The organism is Bradyrhizobium sp. SZCCHNRI3043 (assembly GCF_032377735.1).
GTDB lineage: Bacteria > Pseudomonadota > Alphaproteobacteria > Rhizobiales > Xanthobacteraceae > Bradyrhizobium.
In genome coordinates this window covers 39,661-61,051 of the sequence record NZ_JAUHID010000009.1, presented here as the reverse complement: position 1 = coordinate 61,051, position 21,391 = coordinate 39,661, and the positions used below count along the sequence as shown (strand labels likewise).

The following is a 21,391-nucleotide window of genomic DNA, read 5'->3' as shown; positions in this document are numbered from 1 at the left end:
GCTGGCCGCAACGCGCCCGCCTCACGCGCCTCGTGGCGCTGTTCGCGCCCTCGGCTTGTGCGCGGTGGCGACCGGCCGTCAGCGCGGCGGATCGGCGCGCAAGGCATCAACCAGCCAGTCACGAAAGGCACGCATCCCGAACGTCGGTTCTTTCGACTTCAACCAGGTCAGCCAATAAGAACCGGCGGCGACCTCAGCCGCAAACGGCCGGACCAGCCGACCCGTCTCGAGCTCGCAGTTGAACATGGCGATCGGAACCAGGCCAACGCCGACGCCGCGCGCGGCCGCTTCGGCCATCGCGACGGAGCTGTCGAAGATCGGCCCCTGGATCATCGGGCATGGAGCGCCCGCGACTGCAAACCATAATGGCCATTCCTCGGCGCGATACGACCGCAGGAGATTTTCGCCCGCGAGGTCCGACGGCGCGCGCAGACGACTCGCGACATCGGGATGACAGACGGGCGACAGCGGGGCAGACATCAGATGGATGGCCTCAGTGCCGTGCCAGGAGCCGTCGCCGAAGCGAAGCGCGATGTCGAGCCCGTCTCCGGCGATATCGATGCGGTTGTTGTTGGTGAGGAGGCGCAGGTCGATATGGGGGTGCGTATCTCGAAAACCGTCGAGGCGTTGCAACAGCCATCCCGTTGCAAAGGTGCCGACACAGCCGACGGTCACGACCTCGCGGGTTCCCTTCGCTTCGATGCGATCGATCGCGCCGCTGATGCGACTGAACGCATCGTTGAGGACGGGAAACAGAGCCAGGGCTTCGTCGGTCAACGTGAGGCCACGCGGCAGGCGCCGGAACAGGTGAGCGCCCAACATCTGCTCGAGCTGTTTCACCTGGTGACTGATCGCGGTCTGCGTGACCCTGAGCTCCAAGCCTGCCTTGGTGAAGCTCAGATGCCGGGCGGATGCTTCGAAGGCCCGCAAGGCGTTCAAAGGGAGATGGCTGCGGATGGGCATGATGACCAAGTTCTGCTCATGGCTCGACGAATAAATGATCGTTTGTCAGTCGTCACCTCGTTCGGCAGGTTCGCGCAGTCACTGGAGAATGAACATGCTGACGAGACGGCATCTGGGTTTTGGAATCCTCGGGATGGCGGCTGCGGCGAGCGGGCTGCCATCACCTGCGGCGAAGGCGGCGGCCGACCGAAGGGCGCATCTGGAAGGGGAACTCGCCCGCATCGAGCGCGAGAGCCTCGGACGGCTCGGCATCGCCGTCCTCGACTCCGAAAGCGGGTTCGAGGCGGGCCTGCGCTCGGCCGAGCGCTTTCCGATGTGCAGCACGTTCAAGTGTCTGGCTTCCGCGGCTGTCCTGAAGCGCGTCGACGCCGGCGAACTGCATCTCGACACGCGCGTCCCGTTCGAGGCGAAGGATCTCGTAACATATTCGCCGGTGACCAAGGAGCACGTCGGCCGCGGCATGACACTCGCCGAGCTCTGCGAAGCTGCGCTCACCCAGAGCGACAACACCGCGGGAAATCTCCTGTTGCGGCAGATCGGCGGTCCTGCGGGTCTGACGCGTTTTGCCCGATCGATCGGCGACGAGATCAGCCGCCTGGACCGCTGGGAAGTTGAGCTCAACGAGGCGCTGGCCGACGACCCTCGCGACACGACCAGTCCGGCCGCCATGCTACAGAACCTGCGCCGCGTGCTCCTTGGCGAGGTCTTGTCGACGAATATGCGCCAGCGATTGACGGACTGGATGATCGCCAACAAGACCGGCGACACTCGGCTTCGCGCCGGTGTGCCGCGTGACTGGCGCGTCGCCGACAAGACGGGCGCTGGGGACCGCGGCACGACCAACGACGTCGGCATTCTCTGGCCCCCGGGCCGCAAACCGGTTCTGGTCACGGCCTATCTGACTGGTTCACAGGCGTCTCCCGAGGATCGCAACGCAACGATCGCGAAAGTCGCGCGGGCGGTTGCAGACGTCGTGATGGGACAGGCTGGGTAGTTCGAGCATCCGGCTTCCGATCCCCTCCGGAAGCCGGACATCAGACCCAAGATGTTCGCCATGGCGGCGCAACGATCGGGCAGGCTAAGCTGCGGCCGGCCCACGTCATCGGAATGTGCGGCCGCTGCCGGGATCGATCCGATGCGCCGCTTTGCCATGAAGGCCCTGTTCTCCCTGCTGACCTTGCAGCGGGACGACGAGACACAGCTGCGCTGGGACCGGATCGTCCTGATCGGCTCGACCCTGGTGACGATCGGGCTGATCGCCCTATATGCCTATAGCAAGGCCGAAGGCCGCTGGTAGCCGGGCGCAAGACACGCGAGAACGAGTTCATGAGACGACGAATGGGGTCCGCCTGCCTGCTGCTGGCGTTCGCGTCGACCGCCAGCCATGCGCTGGACAGCGAGCAGAAGCGTGGAAAAGCGCTCTTGCAAAGCCTTTGCAGCCGATGCCATGCGGTAGGTCTCACAGGCGCCAGCCGGCACCCCGACGCGCCCCCGTTCAGGACCTTCGGTGACAGCAAGCTCTACGACGAGGATTTTGCCCAGCGGCTGCAGACCGGCCTGTCGACCATTCACAAGGATATGCCGAGCTTCCAGTTCGAGCGGCCCGAGGCGGAAGCCGCGGTCAATTATCTCAGGACCATTCAGGCCCGCCCCAAACGGCGGTGACGCGGCGGCGCGGTCCGCCGGCGTGGAACGGGGCTTGTGCGGCGCGGTTGCCCGTTCCCGTCCATTGCCCGCGGCCCGGCTGCGGCCGGAGCCCGCATGAAGACGCCGACGACCACGGGTCTGCACGCCGACGGACTGCCGCTGCCGCAGCGCACCTGGGCGATCGTGACGATCGCCCTCGGCATCGTGCTGGCCGTGATCGACGGCGCGATCGCCAATGTGGCGCTGCCGACGATCGCCCGCGACCTCAATGCGAGCCCTGCTTTTTCGATCTGGATCGTCAACGGCTATCAGCTCGCGGTCACGATCTCGCTGCTGCCGCTGGCCTCGCTCGGCGAGATCATCGGCTATCGGCGGGTCTATCTCGCCGGCCTCGTGCTGTTCACGGCTGCCTCCGCCTTCTGTGCGCTGGCCGACAGCCTGCTGCTGCTGACGCTCGCGCGCATCCTGCAGGGCTTTGGCGCCGCCGGCATCCTCAGCGTCAACTCGGCGCTGGTGCGTTTCACCTATCCGCACGCTCTGCTCGGCCGCGGCATCGGCATCAATGCGATGGTGGTCGCGGTCTCCGCCGCGCTCGGTCCGACCATCGCCGCCGGCATCCTCGCCGTCGGCAACTGGCCGTGGCTGTTCGCGATCAACGTGCCGCTCGGCATCGTCACCTTCGTCTTCGGCTTCCGCTTCCTGCCGCATACGCCGCGCGCGCCGCACATGTTCGATTGGCAGAGCGCGGCGCTGAGCGCGGTCGCTTTCGGCTTCCTGATCGCCGCCGTGGACAGCCTCGGCCATGGCGAGGCGCTGGTGACCTGCGCGATCGAGTTCGTCGTCGCCATCACGGCCGGCGTATGGCTGGTCTGGCGCCAGACCCACATGGCCTCGCCGCTGCTGCCGCTCGACCTGCTACGCATTCCAGTGTTCGCGCTGTCGATCGCGACCTCGATCTCGTCGTTCTGCGGACAGATGCTCGCCTTTGTCGCGATCCCCTTCTATCTCGAAAGCCATTTCGGCTATTCGCCGGTGCAGATGGGCCTGCTGATCACGCCGTGGCCGATCGCGGTCGGCCTGACCGCGCCGATTGCGGGGCGGCTGGTCGAGCGCGTACCAGCCGGGCTGCTCGGTGGCATCGGTCTCGTGATCTTCGCGTGCGGGCTCGGTGCGCTCGGCCTGCTGCCGCGCGAGCCGTCGGCATGGGATATCGTCTGGCGCATGGCGCTGGCCGGCTGCGGCTTCGGCCTGTTCCAGACGCCGAACAACCGTACCATGATCGCCGCTGCGCCACGCGAGCGCGCCGGCGGCGCCAGCGGCATGCTCGGCACGGCGCGCCTGCTCGGCCAGACCACAGGTGCGGCGGTGGTCGCGATGTTTCTCGCGATCGATTCGACCGACGGCACGCGGCTGTCGCTCTTGACCGGGGTCGGTTTCGCGCTGGTCGGCGCGTTCCTGAGCATGCTCAGGCTGTCGCCGGCCGGCGCCCGCGGCGCCGAGCGCGTCCGCGTCCAAGACGGCCAGCGGTTGAAGGGCGAGTAGTGACAGCGATGACGGACTGGACGATGCTGGCCCTGCTCGCCCTCGCCGCCTTCGGCTCGGGCATCGTCAATGCGCTGGCCGGCGGCGGCGCGTTCCTGACCTTCCCGACCTTGCTCGCCGCCGGCATTCCCGCGATTGACGCCAACGCCTCCAGCACCGTCGCGCTCTGCCCCGGGCAGTTCGTCAGCGCTTGGGCCTCCCGTGAGATATTGAACGACGCAAAGGCGCCCTGGCGCCACGACCTCGTGCGACTGTCGATCATCAGCCTGATCGGCGGCACGCTCGGCGCCGTGCTGCTCTTGGTCACACCGTCGGCCGCCTTCAGCCGGCTGGTGCCCTGGCTGTTGCTGTTCGCCACGAGCGTGTTCGCATTCGGCATGCGCTTTACGCCGAAGGACGGCGCGCGCTGGTTCGGGCCGCTGACGATCCAGGCGGTGCAGTTCGTGATCGCGATCTATGGCGGCTATTTCGGCGGCGGCATCGGCATCCTGATGCTGGCGGCCCTGGTGTTCTACGGCATGCGCGACATCCGCGCCATGAACGGCATGAAGGTGCTGCTCGCTGCGCTCATGAATATGACGGCCTCCGCCATCTTTGCGTTCTCGGGCCGCGTGCATTGGCTGGAGACGCTGACGATGATGGGGGCTGCCATGGTCGGCGGCTTCGTCGGCGCGCGGCTTGGCCAGATCATCCCGCCGGCCCATGTGCGCCGCTTCATCATCGCCGTCGGCTGCGGCCTGACGGTGTATTTCTTCGTCAAGCCGGCCTGAGCCGCACGTCGCATCAAAGAACCTCGCGTCAACGAAAAAGGCCGGCGCGATGGCCGGCCTTTCGTAGTCATCTCGTAGCGTCAGGCTTACGCCTTGACCAGCGGTCCCTTCGGCGCCGGCCCCTTCGAGCCACCGCCGGACTTCGGCTTGCGCTTGCGCGCGGCCGGAACTTCGGACTTCGGCGTGACCGGGCCCTCGACGAACTCGAAGCCGATCTTCTCCTCGACGCCGGATTCGTCCTTGACGAGGACGACACGGACATGCCCGCCGCCCTTCAGCTTGCCGAACAGCACCTCGTCGGCCAGCGGCTTCTTGATGTGCTCCTGGATCACGCGGCCCATCGGCCGTGCGCCCATCTGCTCGTCATAGCCGTGCTGGATCAGCCAAGCCTTGGCCGGCTCCGACAGCTCGATCGTGACGTCGCGGTCGGCGAGCTGGGCCTCGAGCTGCAGCACGAACTTCTCGACCACCATGCCGATCACCTCGACGTTGAGGTGCGCGAACGAGACGATGGAGTCGAGCCGGTTGCGGAATTCCGGCGCGAACTGCCGGTTGATCGCCTCGTGGTCGTCACCTTCCCGCTTCGAGCGATGGAAGCCGAACGCCTGCTTGGCCATGTCGGCCGCGCCTGCATTCGTGGTCATGATCAGGATCACGTTGCGGAAGTTGACCTGCTTGCCGTTGTGGTCGGTGAGCCGGCCGTGATCCATGATCTGCAGCAGCACATTGTAGAGATCCGGATGCGCCTTCTCGATCTCGTCCAGCAGCACCACGCAATGCGGATGCTGGTCGACGCCGTCGGTCAAGAGGCCGCCCTGGTCGAAGCCGACATAGCCGGGAGGCGCGCCGATCAGGCGCGACACCGTGTGCCGCTCCATGTACTCCGACATGTCGAAGCGCAGCAGCTCGACGCCCAGGGTCGAGGCGAGCTGCTTGGCGACCTCGGTCTTGCCGACACCGGTCGGACCCGAGAACAGGTAGCAGCCGATCGGCTTCTCCGGCTCGCGCAGGCCGGCACGGGCCAGCTTGATCGAGGCCGACAGCGAATCGATCGCCTTGTCCTGGCCGAACACCACGCGCTTCAGGGTCTGCTCGAGATGCTTGAGCACCTCGGCATCGTCCTTCGACACGCTCTTCGGCGGGATCCGCGCCATCGTGGCGATCGTGGTCTCGATCTCCTTGATGCCGATCGTCTTCTTGCGCTTGTTCTCGGCCAGCAGCATCTGCGCCGCGCCGGATTCGTCGATCACGTCGATCGCCTTGTCCGGCAGCTTGCGGTCATGGATGTAGCGCGACGACAGCTGCACCGCGGCCTCGATGGCCTCGTTGGTGTATTTCAGCCGGTGATAGTCCTCGAAATACGGCTTCAGGCCTTTCAGGATCGCGATCGCATCTTCGACCGACGGCTCGTTGACGTCGATCTTCTGGAACCGGCGCACCAGCGCGCGGTCCTTCTCGAAGTGCTGGCGATACTCCTTGTAGGTCGTCGAGCCCATGCAGCGGATCGAGCCCGAGGCCAGCGCCGGCTTGAGCAGGTTGGACGCATCCATGGCGCCGCCCGACGTCGCACCCGCACCGATCACGGTGTGGATCTCGTCGATGAACAGGATCGCATTCGGATGCGCTTCGAGCTCCTTGAGGACCTGCTTCAGGCGCTCCTCGAAGTCGCCGCGATAGCGCGTGCCCGCGAGCAAGGTGCCCATGTCGAGCGAGAACACGGTCGCCGCCGCCAGCACCTCGGGCACTTCGCTGTCGACGATGCGCTTGGCCAGGCCTTCGGCGATCGCGGTCTTGCCGACGCCGGCTTCGCCGACGAACAGCGGGTTGTTCTTCTGGCGCCGGCACAGCACCTGGATGGCGCGGTTGATCTCGGAGTTGCGGCCGATCACCGGATCGATCTTGCCGTCCCGCGCTTTCTTGTTGAGATTGACGCAATAGGTTTCCAGCGCCTCGCCCTTTTTCTTGGAGTCCTCACTGCCCTTGGTCTCGGTCTCTTCGTCGACGCCGCGCACGGGGCGGGCCTCGGACACGCCGGGCCGCTTGGCGATGCCGTGGCTGATGTAGTTCACGGCGTCGTAGCGCGTCATGTCCTGCTCCTGCAGGAAATACGCGGCGTGGCTCTCACGCTCGGCGAAGATCGCGATCAGCACGTTGGCGCCGGTCACCTCTTCACGGCCCGACGACTGAACGTGGATCACGGCGCGCTGGATCACGCGCTGGAAACCTGCGGTCGGCTTGGCGTCGTCGCTGCCGTCCGTGACCAGATTTTCGAACTCGGTTTCGAGGTAGTTCACGAGACTGCCGCGCAGCTTGTCGAGGTCGACGCTGCATGCGCGCATCACGGCCGCTGCATCGGAGTCATCGATCAAGGACAGAAGGAGGTGTTCCAGTGTCGCGTATTGATGATGACGCTCGTTGGCGATCGCCAGCGCACGATGCAGGGATTGTTCAAGGCTTTGAGAAAAAGTCGGCATGCGCGTCCTCTGTGGCCCCTTGCCATCATGATCGCCGCCGCCCGGTCAGGCAACAACAACCTTCGTCAAATATAGTTATAACCGAGTGCGACAAAAGACCGGCCGAGCCGCTCGATTACGGGTTCACCGGATCGTCAATGCAAAACCCGTTCCGATTGCGGCAAATCGGGCTTGCGACAACCGAACGGCGCAGGCGGTCCAGCGCGGAGAGATAAGGACCGGAGCGGCCGTAATTCTTCGGGCGAAACGTGAAACCTGCCCGGATTGCGCCGACCTCGTCTGCAGCAATTTGCATCTGCGGCGACTTGCGATTCCGATTCGCCACCGCCACTTCTCCGGCGCGCCCGAGCGGCCGGAGCCCCCGGCCTCTGGCGCGCTATTGCACGCGTCGGCGGCTCTCTTCGCGGAGGGAGCCGGCTATTTCTTCTCCATCACACACTGCAACGGATGCTGGTGCTTGCGGGCGAAGTCCATCACCTGCGTCACCTTGGTCTCGGCGATCTCGTAGGTGAAGACGCCGCACTCCCCGATGCCGTGGTGGTGCACGTGGAGCATGATCTTGGTCGCGGCCTCGACGTCCTTGTTGAAGAACTTCTCCAGGACGTGAACGACGAACTCCATCGGCGTGTAATCGTCGTTCAGGATCAGGACGCGGTAGAGGTTGGGGCGCTTGGTCTTCGGCTTGACCTTGGTGATCACGGACGTTGCCGGGCCACCGGTGCCACCGGACTTGTTGTCGTTATTGCTCATCCTGGGCGCGGATCGGTTCAATCTGGAAGTTGGCTGCGACATCTTGCACGCGTTAGATATGGCTGCGAGGCCCCCAATAAAGAGTTTCCCTTGGAGGGTCGCTCAACTTGGAGGGTTGCTCAATAAGGGTTGCCCCGACCTGTCCCCTGCCGGGCCGCTTTCCGCCACCCGGTCCTGCTTTCCAGATCGCCTGTCCCAGCCGACCGGTCCGGTCGGACCGACGCCAGGAATATGGGTCAGCGACCGGTTTGCCGCAAGCGCAGGCCCAGGACGGACCGACGCTCCGGCAGGACCGATTCCCTGCCCCGGCGATGAGGTGCAAGGTTAATCAAACCGGCCGCATTTTACAAAGCCCATTCAGCGGGCATTGACAGGGAACCAGCTCGGTTGCGGGCGCGGCGCCACGCTGCGGGCATTGGCCCGGTGTTTCGCGGTTTCGATTTACCCGTCCTTGACGAAGCCGAACCGAAAACACCCTGCAGAAAACCATAATTGGTGAGCGACATGACCGATGTCTCCTTCATTCGACTCTGCCGCCGCGCCGCCCGACGGTTCGCCTGCGACCGCGGTGGCAACATCTCCGTGCTGTTCGCCATCTCGCTCGTCCCTATCCTGGCCTTCGTCGGCGCAGGCGTCGACTACAGCCGGCTGAACGCCGCGCGGTCGTCGATGCAGGCCGCGCTCGACTCCACCTCGCTGATGCTGTCGCGCGACTTGGCGCAGGGCACCATCAGCGCAGCCGACGTCGGAACCAAGGCAAGCGCCTATTTCAAGGCGCTCTACACCAGCACGGACGCGCAGAACGTCACCGTGACGGCCAGCTATACCTCCTCGACCAGCTCATCGGCCTCCAACATCCAATTGTCGGCCTCCGGTCAGATCGTCACCCAGTTCATGAAGATCGCCGGCTTTCCGACCATGGACTTCGGCGTCAAAACGACATCGACCTGGGGCGACGTGAAGATGCGGGTGGCGCTCGCGCTCGACAATACCGGCTCGATGGCGTCCAGCGGCAAGATGTCCGCGCTGCAGAACGCCGTGGCCGGCAGCGGCGGGCTGATCGACCAGCTCAGCGCCCTCGCCAAGACCCCGGGCGACGTCTACATCTCGGTCGTTCCATTCGCCAAGGTCGTGAACGTCGGCGCCAGCAACTACGCCAAGGACTGGATCGACTGGACCGACTGGCAGAATCCGCCCACGATCCAGCCCGCCAATGGCTCCTATCAGGCCGCAATCCCGAACGGCAGTTTCACGCAATCCCAATGGGACATGGTGGGACCGGGATCTTCCTGTCCGTTCAAGTCCGGCAACGGCTTCCCCTACTTCTCCTGCACCAGCGGCCCGGCGACCGGCAGCTCCAGCGCCTCCAAGATCCCGTCGAGCGGGACCTACAACGGGTACATCTGCCCGGGCTACGACTCCGCCTCGCACAGCTACTACAACGGCTGCTGGGACAGCGTGCAGACCAGCACGCGGGTGAACTGGTGCACCGGCAGCTACTGCAGCTGCCCGACCAGCGGCAGCAATCTTCCGAACAACACGTGCAGTTGCACGGGAAGCGGATCCAGCACGGTGTGCAAGGTCAACACCTTCACGCACACCTGGATCGCCAACACCAAGAGCACCTGGACCGGCTGCGTCGCCGACCGCACCCAGCCCAACGACGCGAATGCCGTGTCGCCCGCGACCTCCGACGTGACGACGCTGTTCCCGGCCAACCAGCACATGGAGAACAGCACCCAGTACTGCAACAGCACGGCCTCGACCAAGCTCGCGGAGATCGTGCCGCTCAGCTACAATTGGAGCTCGCTGAAGAGCGCCGTCAACGCCATGCAGCCCACCGGCGGCACCAATCAGGCGATCGGACTTGCCTGGGCCGTACAGTCGCTGATTCCGAACGGCGTGCTGGCCGCGCCGGCGGAGGACGTCAACACCACCTATAATCGCGTCATCATCCTGCTGTCGGACGGCCTGAACACCGAGGACCGCTGGCCCGAATACGGCAACGGCTCGTCGCAAGCCTCGGGCAACCCGATCGACGCGCGCCAGGCCCTGCTCTGCTCGAACCTGAAGAACACCAAGGATTCGAAGGGCAACGCGATGTACACGATCTACACGATCCAGGTGAACACGAGCTCGCCCGCCGATCCGACCTCGGCCGTGCTGCAGAACTGCGCCAGCAGTCCCGACAAGTTCTACATGCTGACGAGTTCGAGCCAGATCGTGACCACGTTCAACTCGATCGGCACCGCATTGTCGAAGCTGCGGGTTGCCAAATAACAGAAGCGCCGGGCACCGACTGCGCTCCGCCTTCAGCCAACAAAAAAGCCCGGCGCAAGCCGGGCTTTGTGCTCCCTACAGGGCGCGAACGGTCAGTGCGCGGCCGGCGGGGTGAACTTGGCGGCGATGCCTTCCAGCGGCTTGAACGCCTGCTTGGCGAGATCCGAATACAGCCCGGCGATCTTCTGCGAATCGGCGACGAAGGTCTCGTAGGCCGACTTGGCGAACTCGGTCTGCACCTCGAGCACCTTGTCGAGCGACTTCACGCCCTGGAGCTTCTCGACGAACGACTTGGTGTCCTCGAACGACTTCTTGGTGTAGTCGCCATACGCGGTGGCGATGGCTTGGAGCCCGTTCTGCACGGTGGTCGCAGAGTTCACGACGGTCTCGAACTGCTCTTTGCCGTAGTTCTGAAAGTCTTCAACCTTAAACATGTGGCATTCCTTTCCCTGATTTTGAGCGCCCTCAGGGAAGCCCCGGCTCCCTGACGCATCCATAATATAGTGCAGCGCACAAAAAATCAAGAATCTTGTGCAATGCACCATCACGGGCATTGCGGTCTCGACGCACCGTCGGGCGCCCCAACCCGGGCCAGTTCGGCGGAAATACCGACCGTCGGCGCAAGGTTTCTTTAATCCTTTGGCAACTCGACCGTCCTAACCTCTCCGGTGGTCCCGGCCAGCGTCGGCCGAACCGTAAAGCTGTTCTAAAACAGCGTCTTAACAAAACCTCAGTTCGAGCCCTTCGATGCTTGGCAGCGTCATGGCGCGATCGGGAGGTCCGACAGGCACGGTTACGGGGGCGTTCGGCACAATTTCGCCTTACGAGCCGGTGATCACGTCAGAAATTGGACGGGGATTTCATGCTTCGCAAACAAATGGCTTCCTCGCGCCTGTTGCGAGTCGGCGTCTACGGACTGATCACCCTCGCGACGGCAGCAGTGGTCACGGTCGACAGCGCGGAGGCGCGTCGGCGCCATCGGCAGCATCACGCGCGGCACTCGCCCCATAATGACGAGGGCAGCTACAGCCCGGCGTTCGCGTCGATCGTCGTCGACGGCAATTCCGGCGCGACGCTGACGGCGACCAATCCCGACGCCTCGCGGCACCCCGCCTCGCTCACCAAGATCATGACGCTCTATTTGCTGTTCGAGCGGCTCGATTCCGGCAAGATGAAGCTCGATACCGAGATGCCGGTGTCCGAGCACGCCTCCGAGCAGTCGCCGACCAAGCTCGGCCTGCGCCCTGGTCAGACGATCCGCGTCGAGGACGCGATCAAGGGCCTGGTGACGCGGTCGGCCAACGACGCCGCCGTGGTCATCGCGGAGGCGATCGGCGGCGACGAGGACGAGTTCGCCAAGATGATGACGCGCAAGGCGCGCTCGCTCGGCATGAGCCGCACCACCTATGTGAACGCCTCCGGCCTCCCCGCTGACGCGCAGATCACGACGGCGCGCGACCAGTCGATCCTGGGCCGCGCGATCCAGGACCGCTTCCCGCGCTACTATCGCTATTTCTCGACGGTGGTGTTCAATTATCGCGGCCAGTCGATCCGCAACCACAATCATCTTCTCGGCAATGTCGAGGGCATCGACGGCATCAAGACCGGCTATACCCGCGCCTCCGGCTTCAACATCGTGACCTCGCTGCGCCGCGGCAACCGCCACCTGGTCGGCGTCGTGCTCGGCGGCCGCAGCGGCGGCTCGCGCGACGCCATCATGCGCAACCTGCTTGCCGAAAACCTCGACAAGGGCGCGACCCGGCGCACAGTGGCGGCGATCGGCGAGCGCGGCGGCTCCGACGGCGGCGATCCGAACCAGGGCACGGTGCAGCTCGCCTCCGCGGCGCCGGAGACGCCGGCCCCGAGCCGCGCCTCCAAGATCATCTCGACCCTCTCGGAAGCCACCGCGGCCCTGCCGCCGGCGGCACCGCGAGAGGCCAAGGTCGAGCCGGCGCCGATGACCTCCGGTGTGATCCAGAGCCAGCCGATGTCGATCGTTCCCGGCTCGACCGAGCCGATGAAGCCGGTCAAGGTCAGGACGGTCCAGGTCAAGGCCGGCGCGGTCAAGCTCGCGACCGCCGCGCCGCAGCCGGCCGCCCCTGCTCCCGCGCCCTTCGCTCAGCGCGTCGAGGCCATCGAGCCGGCGCCGCCGATCACCCGCGCCGAGGCCCCCCGTCCCGACATGCCGCCGCAGCCGCCGGGCCATGGCACCGGCAACGGCATTCTCGGCGTGCTGCCTGCCTCCAGCCTGCCGGCAGGCTCGTCGCAGGCCATGGCCTATGCGGCGCCTCCGGCCCAGCCGGCACCGACGCAGATCGCCTCCGCGAGCGCTGCGGCGGAGCTTCCGAGCAAGCCTTCCGTGACGCGGAGCGGCTGGATCATCCAGGTCGGTGCGCTGGACAACGAGGCCGAGGCCCAGAAGCGGATCGAGGCGGCCCGCAGCTCGGCGCAAGGCCTCCTCAGCAAGGCCGATCCCTTCACCGAGACGGTCGCGAAGGGCGACAAGACCCTGATCCGCGCCCGCTTCGCAGGACTCGATCGTGATCAGGCCGAGGCCGTCTGCAAGAAGCTGAAGCGCGCCGACATCTCCTGCATGACCGTGCACAACTAACGCTGGCACCGATCCTGTTCCGATGAGGCCCGCGCGACACAGCGCGGGCCTTTTCGTTTGCGGACCATGCGATCGATGACGGGACGCACGGCTGCAAACCACTCGTCAAGGATTTGCCGCTAGAACTTTTTCACCATGACGAACGATCGTGCCTGGCAAGGGCGAGAGCCGCAGGCGTCGACAAAGTTGCGTTGAAAGCGGGTTCGGTGTTGTGGCGTTGGTGGCGTTGCCGGAGTTAGCCGTGATGCGTACGAAGCAGAGTATCCTTGGCCTCGTTCACCCGGGCGGCGAGGTACGTCGACCCCCCTTGGTCGGGATGCAGTTTCTTCATGAGCGCACGGTGGGCCCGACCGATCTCGTCTCGCCCCGCGCCCGGCTGCAGGCCAAGGATCTGATAGGCCTCCTCTTCCGTCATTTTGGAGCTCGACGCCGCGCGTCCCTGCCGCCCTGCCGCATCGCGCTCCGCGTGCTGACGCCAAGCGGGAAACCGGCGGTCCAGATAAGTTTCAAGTAGAGCGACGCTGTCGGCATCGAGGCTCGGCGTCATCGCGGCGAGCTGCGGCAGATCGAACTCGTCCAGCGACCGGCCGGCATGGACGCCGGCGACGAAACGGCCCTGCATCTGCCCGCTGTCGTGATCGAGCACCATCTCGATGAATTGCGAGCGCACCCGCGAGTTCTGACCGGACGAGCGCTGCCCGCCCAGCCCGAACATGCTGCCGACATTGCCGAGCCCACCCGGTGACCAGCCGAGCAATCCCGCCCCGAACAGCCCGATCGGGATCGCCACCACCAGCTCGCCGCGGAGGCCGGTGAAGGCTGCCACCGCAAGGCAGCCGATGCCGCCGGCAAACTTGAGCGCGCGCGCCAGCGCCGCCGGATTCGCGTTCCGGAACATCTGCAGCAACAGATAAAGGGTGATGACGGCGACGGCGCCAGCGATCAGTGTCATGATCCGAATATAGGGCGTGTCGAGACAAAAAGCATGATCGGCTGCGTACGCGACCGGCAGGCTCGAGCCGGTGCGCCGGGCTTGATATTGGCGGCGGCCGAGATCGATCTCTACTTCATCTGCCCGATCAGGCGTGCCGCGCCCGCTTCGGAGCCGGCGAGCCGGAGCAGCGCCGCGCGACCACCGGCAGCATAGGCCGCGGCGGCGCGCAGAAGATCGCGCAACTGCGCGGATGCGCCCGGATCGAAGCGGCACCATGCTCCCCCCGACAGCCGCGCCATCTCGCGAAAAGCCTGCTCGGCCGCGGGCTCATTGCCCTCCTGGAACATGAACAGCGGGACCTTCAACAGCCCGAGCTCGCCGGCTTTTGCGCAGAGCACGTCGACATTCTCCTCCATCGCGTCGCCAACGAACACGACGGCGCGGATTCCAGACGCTGTCGCATGGCGTCGCGCCTCGGCAAGAACCTTGCCGATCTGGGTCTGGCCGCCGCGGCAATCGATCTTGCCCATCAGTCGGGCGAGCTCAGCGCTGTCGGAGATCCAGCCAGTGGCGCGGCATTCATCGAAACCCCGATAGTACACCAAGCGGATATCAAGGCTGCCGAGGGCGGCGGCCTCGCGAAACATGTCGGCCTGCAGGGCACAGGCCATGTCCCAGGTCGGCTGGCGGCTCAGGGTCGCATCAAGCGCAAAGACGAGACGACCTCTGGTTCCCTGAGCTGCAGGAGCCATGGCCTTGGCCTGCGCCACAAACGCCGCAACGGCGTCTGCCGTGGAGCGCGCATCGTCCGGCAACCGTTGCTGGCGCGAGCCATCGTCGGCCGTGGTCATCGGCGCAGAACCTGGCTTCGTACGACGATCGACCATACGCGCACCTTGCTCGGACGCGCATCATGTGGGCAGCCGGACGAACAGCTTCAATGACGGCAGCGACCCATCTGCCGCATACGTCGTTCATTCCGCCCGTCGTGGTGGGCGGCAAGGGTCAGGCGAGGCTGGCGTGCATCCCGGCTTGCGCGCTCAATGCGTCAGCGGCTTGGCCGGCGTCGCGGTCTTGCCGACCGGCGCATAAGGCGCGACGGGCCCCGGATCGAGCAATGGTGTCTTGGTCTTGACCGGCCCGATGTCGCTGCTGCTGTCGCTGTCGGCGAGGAACTTGTCCAGCATGGCCTGGATCGACGACTTGGCGTCGTCGGGTCCGGTGTCGCGCATATCGTTGTGCTGGAAGTCCGTGTTGACGACCGTGATGCCTTCCTTCTCGCAGATGTCGTCGCTCGGGATCACGCCGGGATCGGTCTTGAATTGCGGGTCCTTCGAACGGAACGACAGGATCTTGAACTTGCCGTCGGTGACGAACGGGACGCGGAGGTTGTCGAGCGTGACGACCTTCCGGACGTCTTCGGGATACTGCTTGGCGAAATACATCGAGATGTCGCCGCCCATCGAATGACCAACCATCGTCAGATGATCATAGTCGGCGTTCGGCTGCACTTGGTGCATCTGCTCGACGGCGAACCGGATGTTGGCGACACCGCGCTGGATCTGCGGCAGGCGGCCGACATAGGGCTCGCCGACCTTCGTCACCATCGGCGCATCGGTCGGCAGGTCGTGCTGGATGCTGACCGCCATGTAGCCGCGCGCAGCAAATACGTTGGCCAGGAACGAGTACTCGGTGAACTTGACGGTGTTGCCGTGATTGAGGATCGCGACCGGCAGCTTGACCATGCCGGCTTCGGCCTGCATCTCCTTGTCGCGGCGGACGGCCACGGCGACTTCGACCAGACGGTTGTCGCGCGAGGCGTCATAGAACCTGATGGTCTCGTGCCGGATCGCCCACTTGCTCGCGGTGAAGTAGCCGACGGCCGCCAGCACGCTGACAGACACAAGAACGGTTATTCCACGCTTCATGTTCGTCCCTCGGGAGCACAATCAAAGGTAGTTTTGAACCTATAAGACTCTCGCGACCCGTTCTGTTTAATATATGTAACGGCGCTGTGACAGGAAGACCAAATGTTGTGTATCGGTCGCCCGTTCGTTGTGCGCCGCACCTAGTTGCTGTGCAGCATAGCGGGTTCCGCCGCCCGTCTCTGTAACTTGAGCCCTGAACGTCAGGTTCAAATCAGTCATGAATTTGACGGTAATCTAGCGAAGTTGGCGGCCGCGGCGTTGACCTGAGACAAATCTTCCTCGTCCGCCCCAAGCAGGCTGAACGCGCCGTCCCCCCCTGTCACGCGGATTGTTAACCAAGCGGCGGGCGTACGTTCAACGCGCACAATGTCTCAGGCGCGGCTTCGCCGGACTGCGGACGGTATTCAGGCGCTGATGATGTCGTGCAGGTCGAGCGGCTTGTCGACCTGGGCGAACCATTCGGCGCGGTTCGCGGCGCGGCGGCGGCCGCGCTCGTCCAGCGGCAGCTTGAGCTGCCGCAGCAGGCTGGTGACCTCCTCCCGGGCCGTGACGTGGCCGAGATTGGGGCGGGTGCCCAGGGTCGCTTCGTCGATGTCGTCGAGCGCGGTCAGTCCGCGCGGGAAGAACTCGCGATAGACGACGCGTTCGGCAAAGCCGTCGATGGCGCGAAAGCCGAGCCGCAGCGACAGGTCTTTGAGGCCGTCGGCGACCAGTTGCTTGTTGCGGGAGCCGAGCATCGACAGCCGGTTGCGGACCACGATCCAGTCGGTCATCGCACCGTCCACCTGGCGGCGCTTGCGCCGGACGTCACGCACCATCTCCGCATAGTGGCTCTCGCCGGTCACGGCATAGGTCGCCGGATCGACCGTTCCCAGCACGTCGAAGTCGAGGAAGCTGTCGTTGATCGGCGTGACCAGCGTATCCGCCATCGAATGCGCCAAGCGCATCAGGTAGCTGTCGTTGCCGGGCGTATCGATGACGATGAAATCGAACGAGCGTTCGACGGCGCTCACGGCCTCCATGAACTGCTGGAACTCGGCGTTCTCGTTCTCGTCGATCTGCAGCGTCCGGCCGAGCTGGATGCAGTAGTGCGTGGGCAGCTCGAGGCGCAGGCCGGTGCGGCGCGCCCAGGCGCTGCGGTTGTTGATGTAGTGGGTGAAGCTCTGCTGGCGACAGTCGAGATCGATCGTGGCGACGCGCTGGCCGGCCTTCAGGAGTGCCACGGCGATGTGCAGGGCGGTGGTCGACTTGCCCGACCCGCCCTTCTCGTTTCCAAGCACAACCACGTGGGCCGAGCCCGATTGTCCTTGGCTAGTCTGCACCAGCATGTTGTCGACCTCTTACGATCATCTTCGAGTCACGGTCGTCTGCGGTCAAGTGAAATGCATCGTCATCGTGAATCCCACGGGGGACGCATCCTCCGCTACTACTTGACGCGCGCGTTTACCAACTCCGCATCGGACGCGGAGACGTGCTAACAGGCGTATTCAAGTATGCTGAGCGGCGTGTCGCGTCCTTGTTAAGGGCGGTCGCCCGAGCGTCAAGGCCGAACAGAGCAACCGCAATTTTTCGCTGTGAGATCGAGCAAAAATGTCACGAAGCCCTCGCGTCGCCCGCACCGTTTCCGCCCTCCGCCGCGAGCTCGACAGCTTGCGCGCGAGAAAGGCCAGCATCGCGCTCGTGCCGACCATGGGCGCGCTGCATGAAGGCCACATCTCGCTGGTCCGGCTGGCGAAGCGCCGCGCCGACAAGGTGGTCGTCTCGATCTTCGTCAACCCGACTCAGTTCGCGCCGACGGAGGATTTCGGTTCCTACCCCCGGACCTGGAAGGAGGATGTTGCGAAACTTGCGGCCGAGCGCGTCGATCTGATCTGGCATCCCGACGCGAAGGCGATGTATCCGGACGGCTTCGCGACGCGGGTCGTGCCGGAAGGCGCGGCATTGGCCGGGCTGGAGGATCGCTTCCGTCCGCATTTCTTCGGCGGGGTCGCGACCGTGGTCGCCAAGCTGTTCACGCAATGCCGGCCGGACGTCGCGATCTTCGGCGAGAAGGACTATCAGCAGCTCCGCGTCGTCGCCCAGATGGCGCGCGACCTCGATCTCGGCGTCCGCGTCGTCGGATCCCGTACGGTGCGCGAACGCGACGGGCTCGCGATGTCGTCGCGCAATGTCTACCTCACTGCAGACGAGCGGCGGGCGGCGCCGACGCTGCACCGTGTCCTGAAGGAGCTGGCGGCCCGGCTGCGCGCCGGCGACGACATGCAGCCGGCGCTTGGGGACGGCGCCGCCGCGATCACCCAAGCCGGCTTCGCCTTGGACTATCTCGAGGTCCGCCACGCCGAGACGCTGGCCCCCATCGCCCCGAACGAGTCAGGACCGATACGCATCCTGGTCGCGGCCAAGATCGGAACCACGCGACTGATCGACAATATCGCCGGCTGAGCCGCCGGGAAATCAGCGGCTCGCCAAGACCGCGAGTGCTCCTTCGCCCGCAAGGGCAGAGGCAGCGGCAACTGACGCCGGGTAGAGCGTACGCTCTGCCCTTGCGATCGAGTCTGAACTTCCGCCCCGGCGTGAGATGCTCACGTGCAACACCGGCAACTCGTCGAGCGGCTACAGCAGGCCGAGATCGCGCAGCTCGCGGCGCAGCGGCTCGGGCATGGCTTCGACCCCCGCCGCACTGGACTTGCCGAGATCGGCCGGCGCATCCTCGGTCGTCAGATAGCGCCACCCCTGGAACGGACGCATCGGCCGCGGCGACACCGCGATCACCTTCGGCTGCATGATGATGCGGCACCGCCCGATGCCGTCGCCGTCGCGGAACGGCTCGATGCCGACGATCTTCTCGCGCGCGGCGACCTCACCGCGGATCACCCAGTACAGCGAGCCGCCGGCGAGGATGTCCTCGACTCGTTTCGGCGTCATCCGCGTGACATGGACGTGCTGCTGCGGCAGGCCCTTCTTCTTGGCCGCGAGCATGCGCTCGGCGATCCACTCCTTCAGCTCTTTCACGGACTCGCAGCCGACGGCGAGCTTGATCAGGTGCAGAGGCATGATGGCGGTTCGACCAGCGGGATCTATTCGTTGTTGGCGGCCGGCTCGGCGGCGTCAGGCGCCGCCTGAGGCGCCGCGGCAGCCGGCGGCTTCGGCTTCGGTGCGGCCTTCTTGGCCGCCGGCGGCGCCTGGGCGTGGCTGGCAGCCACGGTCGGCGGCGCTGCCGGCGACGGCGCAAGCTGCGTCGGCGGCTTCGGCGCAGCGGCTGCCGGTGCGACCGAACGCGTCGAGGCCGTCGGCTCGGGATTCATGATGCTGACCGGCGGGGTATTGGCCGAGCTGGGAAATTCCGCGGTCGTCGGCTTGCCGCTCGGCGCCGACGGCGCCTGCCCTGGAGGCGCCAGTCCCGCAAAGGTTCCAGCGACGGGCTGGCCCGGCGCCGCATTCCACTGCGAGGCGTAGCGCGTCACCAGCCCCTCATAGGTCCGCCCTTCCATGTTGTTCATCAGTTGCTGGCGATCGCCCACGGCACGGAACATCACGCAATCGCTCGGCGTGCAGCGGTCGCGCGTCAGCAGCACATAGGCCATCAGGCCATAACGATCGCGCTCCACGGCGCGGCGCAGCGCCAGCAGCTCGGCGGTCATCACCTTGTTGGCGCTGGCGACGTCGCCCGCCTGGGACAGCCGGCTCAGCATGCCCGCCGCATAACTGACGGCCGCGGCCGTCATCTCGGCCGATCCGAACAGGCTCTTCTCGCAATTCGCGAGCACCAGGTCGCCGGCGAGATCATCCACGCAGGCCAGAGCGGGCGGCGAGAAGCTGACGGTGGCGGTCGCCGCAGGATCGCCATTGGCGCCGCGCGGGCTCGCATCCTGGCTCCGCATCATCGACGCCACCGCAATCCCGACCGCCAGCAGCGTGATCACCGTCAGCGCGCCGTTGGCGACCGATTTCTCGGCCCTGAGCAGGGTCATCAGGACGATCAGTGCAAAGAAACCCGCCGCGGCAACGGTGAGCCACATCGGGAACGCCGGTGAGTTCAAGAGCTGATCCAACGAGGAAGGCCAGGTCGAGTTCATGCGCGCTTGTTCCTGACGTGGGCCAGCGAGAGCGGGCCCGATGGCGTCCCTACATGGGACGGCCGTGAAACGATCATCAAATTCAAATGATCACCCGATCGATTGCGGCCCCACCACGACAATAGGACGATTCCATGCGCCTGCGGGCGCCGGATGGTGTGGAGCTACCCGCTATCCCCAAAGGGATCGCGCAGCAATCGTCAGCGTCTCGCGCCACGGCTCCCGAACGCGTGGCAACTCCCCCTCTCGCTTCGGCTACGTCTCCGGCGGCCGCCTCCGCCGACGCGGCACGTCATCCTCAAGACAAGGCCAATTGGCTCTCTCTGGCAACCCGCTCAAAGGCTTCCGTCGAGCTTTTGATCCGATACTGGCAGTCGTCGTCTTCCGTCGGAAGCTGGCGGATGATCTCGTAGGTGCCGGTGGCGGCCGGACGCGAGACGTTGCTCGCGGTAAAATAGACGGTCGATCCAATGGGGAACTTGTGTTTCAACGCCCTCTCCTGCTCGCGTGCCGGCAAGAGCCCCTTGTCCCGCTGCCCGGGCCGGCGTGTCTTTATAAATATCGCGCTTATATCACGCCGCCGCCCGCCCTGACCAGCGACCTCACGACATGGCAAACACGGAGATTGCGAGAGTCTTCAACGGGATGACGCCGTAGGCGGTATTTCTGGACGAGCGCGTCGGGGCTCGCTCGTCCACCGCAGACCATATCGTGAACAGGCGGCGCCGTTCAGACTTTCTCGACCCGGTCGATGATCCAGCTCTCCGCAAGTCCGTCCTTCACCCACGCCGCGAACTCCGGCATCGCCATCATCGTGTCCATGTAGGCACGGGTCTCGGCGGCGACCGGAATGGCGAAGCTGTGGAAGCGCGTGACCACCGGCGCGAACATGGCGTCGGCCGCGCCGAAGCGGCCGAACAGGAACGGCCCGCCATTGCCATAGCGGGCACGGCAGTCGCGCCAGATGTCCTCGATCCGGGCGATGTTGGCCTTGGCATCGGCAGACAGCTCCACCAGCCGCACCGGCCGGTGCAGGTTCATCGGGCATTCGTTGCGCAAGGCCGGGAAGCCGGAGTGCATCTCCGCGCAGACCGATCGCGCGTGGGCGCGGGCAGCGGCATCGGCGGGCCACAGCCCCGCTTGCGGGAAACGCTCTGCGAGATATTCGATGATCGCGAGCGAATCCCACACGCTGATCGCGCCATCGATCAGGATCGGCACCTTGCCGGCCGGGGAATGCTTAAGGATGCGCGCCTTGTCGGCGGGATCGTCGGTGTAGAGCGGGATCACGATCTCCTCGAAGGCGATGTCGCAGCCGCGCAGCGCCAGCCACGGCCGCATCGACCATGAGGAATAGTTCTTGTTGCCGATCACCAGCTTCAGCGTCATGTCCAGCCGTCTCCGTGTTCAGGCGTG

At 65.4% G+C, this 21,391-nt stretch carries 20 protein-coding genes; 8 read left to right on the top strand and 12 right to left on the bottom strand.

The window, feature by feature from the left end:
- Window positions 1–78: 78 nt before the first annotated feature.
- Entirely contained in the window at window positions 79–963 is an 885-nt protein-coding gene (locus tag QX124_RS19265) for a LysR family transcriptional regulator (RefSeq protein ID WP_315740360.1), read from the bottom strand.
- A 94-nt stretch (window positions 964–1,057) separates the two neighbouring features.
- On the opposite strand from QX124_RS19265, the gene bla reads away from it, so the two are divergent.
- The 5 genes from bla (at window position 1,058) to QX124_RS19240 (ending at window position 4,922) form a co-directional block, all read left to right on the top strand.
- Entirely contained in the window at window positions 1,058–1,957 is a 900-nt protein-coding gene (bla, locus tag QX124_RS19260; RefSeq protein WP_315775247.1) for a class A beta-lactamase, read from the top strand.
- Window positions 1,958–2,098: 141 nt separating this feature from the next.
- On the top strand, window positions 2,099–2,260 hold the full coding sequence (locus QX124_RS19255; protein ID WP_315718376.1) for a hypothetical protein: 162 nt from the start codon (window positions 2,099–2,101) through the stop codon (window positions 2,258–2,260).
- A 41-nt stretch (window positions 2,261–2,301) separates the two neighbouring features.
- The gene (locus tag QX124_RS19250; RefSeq protein WP_315740328.1) at window positions 2,302–2,628 is read left to right on the top strand and encodes a cytochrome c; all 327 of its coding nucleotides are present in this window, start codon (window positions 2,302–2,304) and stop codon (window positions 2,626–2,628) included.
- 96 nt (window positions 2,629–2,724) lie between these two features.
- Window positions 2,725–4,152, top strand: coding sequence for an MFS transporter (locus QX124_RS19245; protein WP_315797984.1), 1,428 nt, complete (start codon window positions 2,725–2,727; stop codon window positions 4,150–4,152).
- An 8-nt stretch (window positions 4,153–4,160) separates the two neighbouring features.
- Entirely contained in the window at window positions 4,161–4,922 is a 762-nt protein-coding gene (locus QX124_RS19240; RefSeq protein WP_315740330.1) for a sulfite exporter TauE/SafE family protein, read from the top strand.
- Between the two features lie 86 nt (window positions 4,923–5,008).
- On the opposite strand, the gene clpA is transcribed toward QX124_RS19240, so the two are convergent.
- Complete coding sequence (gene clpA / locus QX124_RS19235; RefSeq protein ID WP_315784564.1) at window positions 5,009–7,396, bottom strand: ATP-dependent Clp protease ATP-binding subunit ClpA; 2,388 nt, start codon at window positions 7,394–7,396, stop codon at window positions 5,009–5,011.
- A 417-nt stretch (window positions 7,397–7,813) separates the two neighbouring features.
- Entirely contained in the window at window positions 7,814–8,146 is a 333-nt protein-coding gene (gene clpS, locus QX124_RS19230; protein ID WP_006611275.1) for an ATP-dependent Clp protease adapter ClpS, read from the bottom strand.
- A gap of 504 nt (window positions 8,147–8,650) precedes the next feature.
- On the opposite strand from clpS, the gene QX124_RS19225 reads away from it, so the two are divergent.
- A complete protein-coding gene (locus tag QX124_RS19225; RefSeq protein WP_315797983.1) occupies window positions 8,651–10,426 on the top strand; it encodes a pilus assembly protein in 1,776 nt (591 codons plus the stop codon).
- 92 nt (window positions 10,427–10,518) lie between these two features.
- Here QX124_RS19225 and QX124_RS19220 read toward each other — a convergent pair whose 3' ends face one another.
- Complete coding sequence (locus tag QX124_RS19220; protein ID WP_315718372.1) at window positions 10,519–10,860, bottom strand: phasin family protein; 342 nt, start codon at window positions 10,858–10,860, stop codon at window positions 10,519–10,521.
- Window positions 10,861–11,288: 428 nt separating this feature from the next.
- Between QX124_RS19220 and QX124_RS19215 the strand changes: the two genes are divergently transcribed.
- The gene (locus QX124_RS19215; RefSeq protein ID WP_315754486.1) at window positions 11,289–13,037 is read left to right on the top strand and encodes a D-alanyl-D-alanine carboxypeptidase; all 1,749 of its coding nucleotides are present in this window, start codon (window positions 11,289–11,291) and stop codon (window positions 13,035–13,037) included.
- A gap of 235 nt (window positions 13,038–13,272) precedes the next feature.
- Here the strand turns inward: QX124_RS19215 and QX124_RS19210 are convergent, their stop codons facing one another.
- From QX124_RS19210 to QX124_RS19195, 4 genes are all read right to left on the bottom strand, one after another.
- Window positions 13,273–13,989, bottom strand: a complete 717-nt coding sequence (locus QX124_RS19210; RefSeq protein WP_315754567.1) for a DnaJ domain-containing protein — start codon at window positions 13,987–13,989, stop codon at window positions 13,273–13,275.
- A gap of 110 nt (window positions 13,990–14,099) precedes the next feature.
- Window positions 14,100–14,858: a VWA domain-containing protein gene (locus QX124_RS19205; protein ID WP_409997715.1), complete on the bottom strand. Its 759-nt coding sequence runs from the start codon at window positions 14,856–14,858 to the stop codon at window positions 14,100–14,102.
- 153 nt (window positions 14,859–15,011) lie between these two features.
- The gene (locus QX124_RS19200) at window positions 15,012–15,899 is read right to left on the bottom strand and encodes an alpha/beta fold hydrolase (RefSeq protein WP_315740335.1); all 888 of its coding nucleotides are present in this window, start codon (window positions 15,897–15,899) and stop codon (window positions 15,012–15,014) included.
- Between the two features lie 404 nt (window positions 15,900–16,303).
- Window positions 16,304–17,227 carry a division plane positioning ATPase MipZ gene (locus QX124_RS19195; RefSeq protein WP_315740336.1) on the bottom strand — a complete coding sequence of 308 codons (924 nt, stop codon included), beginning with the start codon at window positions 17,225–17,227 and terminating at the stop codon, window positions 16,304–16,306.
- 262 nt (window positions 17,228–17,489) lie between these two features.
- Between QX124_RS19195 and panC the strand changes: the two genes are divergently transcribed.
- Window positions 17,490–18,341 (top strand): pantoate--beta-alanine ligase, encoded by an 852-nt coding sequence (panC, locus tag QX124_RS19190; RefSeq protein WP_315797981.1) that lies wholly within the window; start codon window positions 17,490–17,492, stop codon window positions 18,339–18,341.
- A gap of 171 nt (window positions 18,342–18,512) precedes the next feature.
- Here the strand turns inward: panC and QX124_RS19185 are convergent, their stop codons facing one another.
- From QX124_RS19185 to QX124_RS19170, 4 genes are all read right to left on the bottom strand, one after another.
- Window positions 18,513–18,953 carry a DUF1489 domain-containing protein gene (locus tag QX124_RS19185; RefSeq protein ID WP_315740338.1) on the bottom strand — a complete coding sequence of 147 codons (441 nt, stop codon included), beginning with the start codon at window positions 18,951–18,953 and terminating at the stop codon, window positions 18,513–18,515.
- Between the two features lie 23 nt (window positions 18,954–18,976).
- Window positions 18,977–19,975, bottom strand: coding sequence for a hypothetical protein (locus QX124_RS19180; protein WP_315797980.1), 999 nt, complete (start codon window positions 19,973–19,975; stop codon window positions 18,977–18,979).
- 298 nt (window positions 19,976–20,273) lie between these two features.
- On the bottom strand, window positions 20,274–20,465 hold the full coding sequence (locus QX124_RS19175) for a hypothetical protein (protein ID WP_315740340.1): 192 nt from the start codon (window positions 20,463–20,465) through the stop codon (window positions 20,274–20,276).
- Between the two features lie 239 nt (window positions 20,466–20,704).
- On the bottom strand, window positions 20,705–21,364 hold the full coding sequence (locus tag QX124_RS19170) for a glutathione S-transferase family protein (protein WP_315797979.1): 660 nt from the start codon (window positions 21,362–21,364) through the stop codon (window positions 20,705–20,707).
- Window positions 21,365–21,391 lie beyond the last annotated feature (27 nt).

What these genes read in the sequence shown, in the direction of transcription:
- QX124_RS19220 (WP_315718372.1), bottom strand. Translation starts at nt 10,860, where the DNA reads ATGTTTAAGGTTGAAGACTTTCAGAACTACGGCAAAGAGCAGTTCGAG.
- QX124_RS19195 (WP_315740336.1), bottom strand. Translation starts at nt 17,227, where the DNA reads ATGCTGGTGCAGACTAGCCAAGGACAATCGGGCTCGGCCCACGTGGTT.
- QX124_RS19250 (WP_315740328.1), top strand. Translation starts at nt 2,302, where the DNA reads ATGGGGTCCGCCTGCCTGCTGCTGGCGTTCGCGTCGACCGCCAGCCAT.
- QX124_RS19255 (WP_315718376.1), top strand. Translation starts at nt 2,099, where the DNA reads ATGCGCCGCTTTGCCATGAAGGCCCTGTTCTCCCTGCTGACCTTGCAG.
- QX124_RS19205 (WP_409997715.1), bottom strand. Translation starts at nt 14,858, where the DNA reads ATGGTCGATCGTCGTACGAAGCCAGGTTCTGCGCCGATGACCACGGCC.
- QX124_RS19265 (WP_315740360.1), bottom strand. Translation starts at nt 963, where the DNA reads ATGCCCATCCGCAGCCATCTCCCTTTGAACGCCTTGCGGGCCTTCGAA.
- clpS (WP_006611275.1), bottom strand. Translation starts at nt 8,146, where the DNA reads ATGAGCAATAACGACAACAAGTCCGGTGGCACCGGTGGCCCGGCAACG.
- QX124_RS19185 (WP_315740338.1), bottom strand. Translation starts at nt 18,953, where the DNA reads ATGCCTCTGCACCTGATCAAGCTCGCCGTCGGCTGCGAGTCCGTGAAA.
- QX124_RS19170 (WP_315797979.1), bottom strand. Translation starts at nt 21,364, where the DNA reads ATGACGCTGAAGCTGGTGATCGGCAACAAGAACTATTCCTCATGGTCG.
- QX124_RS19200 (WP_315740335.1), bottom strand. Translation starts at nt 15,899, where the DNA reads ATGAAGCGTGGAATAACCGTTCTTGTGTCTGTCAGCGTGCTGGCGGCC.
- QX124_RS19215 (WP_315754486.1), top strand. Translation starts at nt 11,289, where the DNA reads ATGCTTCGCAAACAAATGGCTTCCTCGCGCCTGTTGCGAGTCGGCGTC.
- panC (WP_315797981.1), top strand. Translation starts at nt 17,490, where the DNA reads ATGTCACGAAGCCCTCGCGTCGCCCGCACCGTTTCCGCCCTCCGCCGC.
- QX124_RS19225 (WP_315797983.1), top strand. Translation starts at nt 8,651, where the DNA reads ATGACCGATGTCTCCTTCATTCGACTCTGCCGCCGCGCCGCCCGACGG.
- QX124_RS19240 (WP_315740330.1), top strand. Translation starts at nt 4,161, where the DNA reads ATGACGGACTGGACGATGCTGGCCCTGCTCGCCCTCGCCGCCTTCGGC.
- bla (WP_315775247.1), top strand. Translation starts at nt 1,058, where the DNA reads ATGCTGACGAGACGGCATCTGGGTTTTGGAATCCTCGGGATGGCGGCT.
- QX124_RS19180 (WP_315797980.1), bottom strand. Translation starts at nt 19,975, where the DNA reads ATGAACTCGACCTGGCCTTCCTCGTTGGATCAGCTCTTGAACTCACCG.
- QX124_RS19210 (WP_315754567.1), bottom strand. Translation starts at nt 13,989, where the DNA reads ATGACACTGATCGCTGGCGCCGTCGCCGTCATCACCCTTTATCTGTTG.
- clpA (WP_315784564.1), bottom strand. Translation starts at nt 7,396, where the DNA reads ATGCCGACTTTTTCTCAAAGCCTTGAACAATCCCTGCATCGTGCGCTG.
- QX124_RS19245 (WP_315797984.1), top strand. Translation starts at nt 2,725, where the DNA reads ATGAAGACGCCGACGACCACGGGTCTGCACGCCGACGGACTGCCGCTG.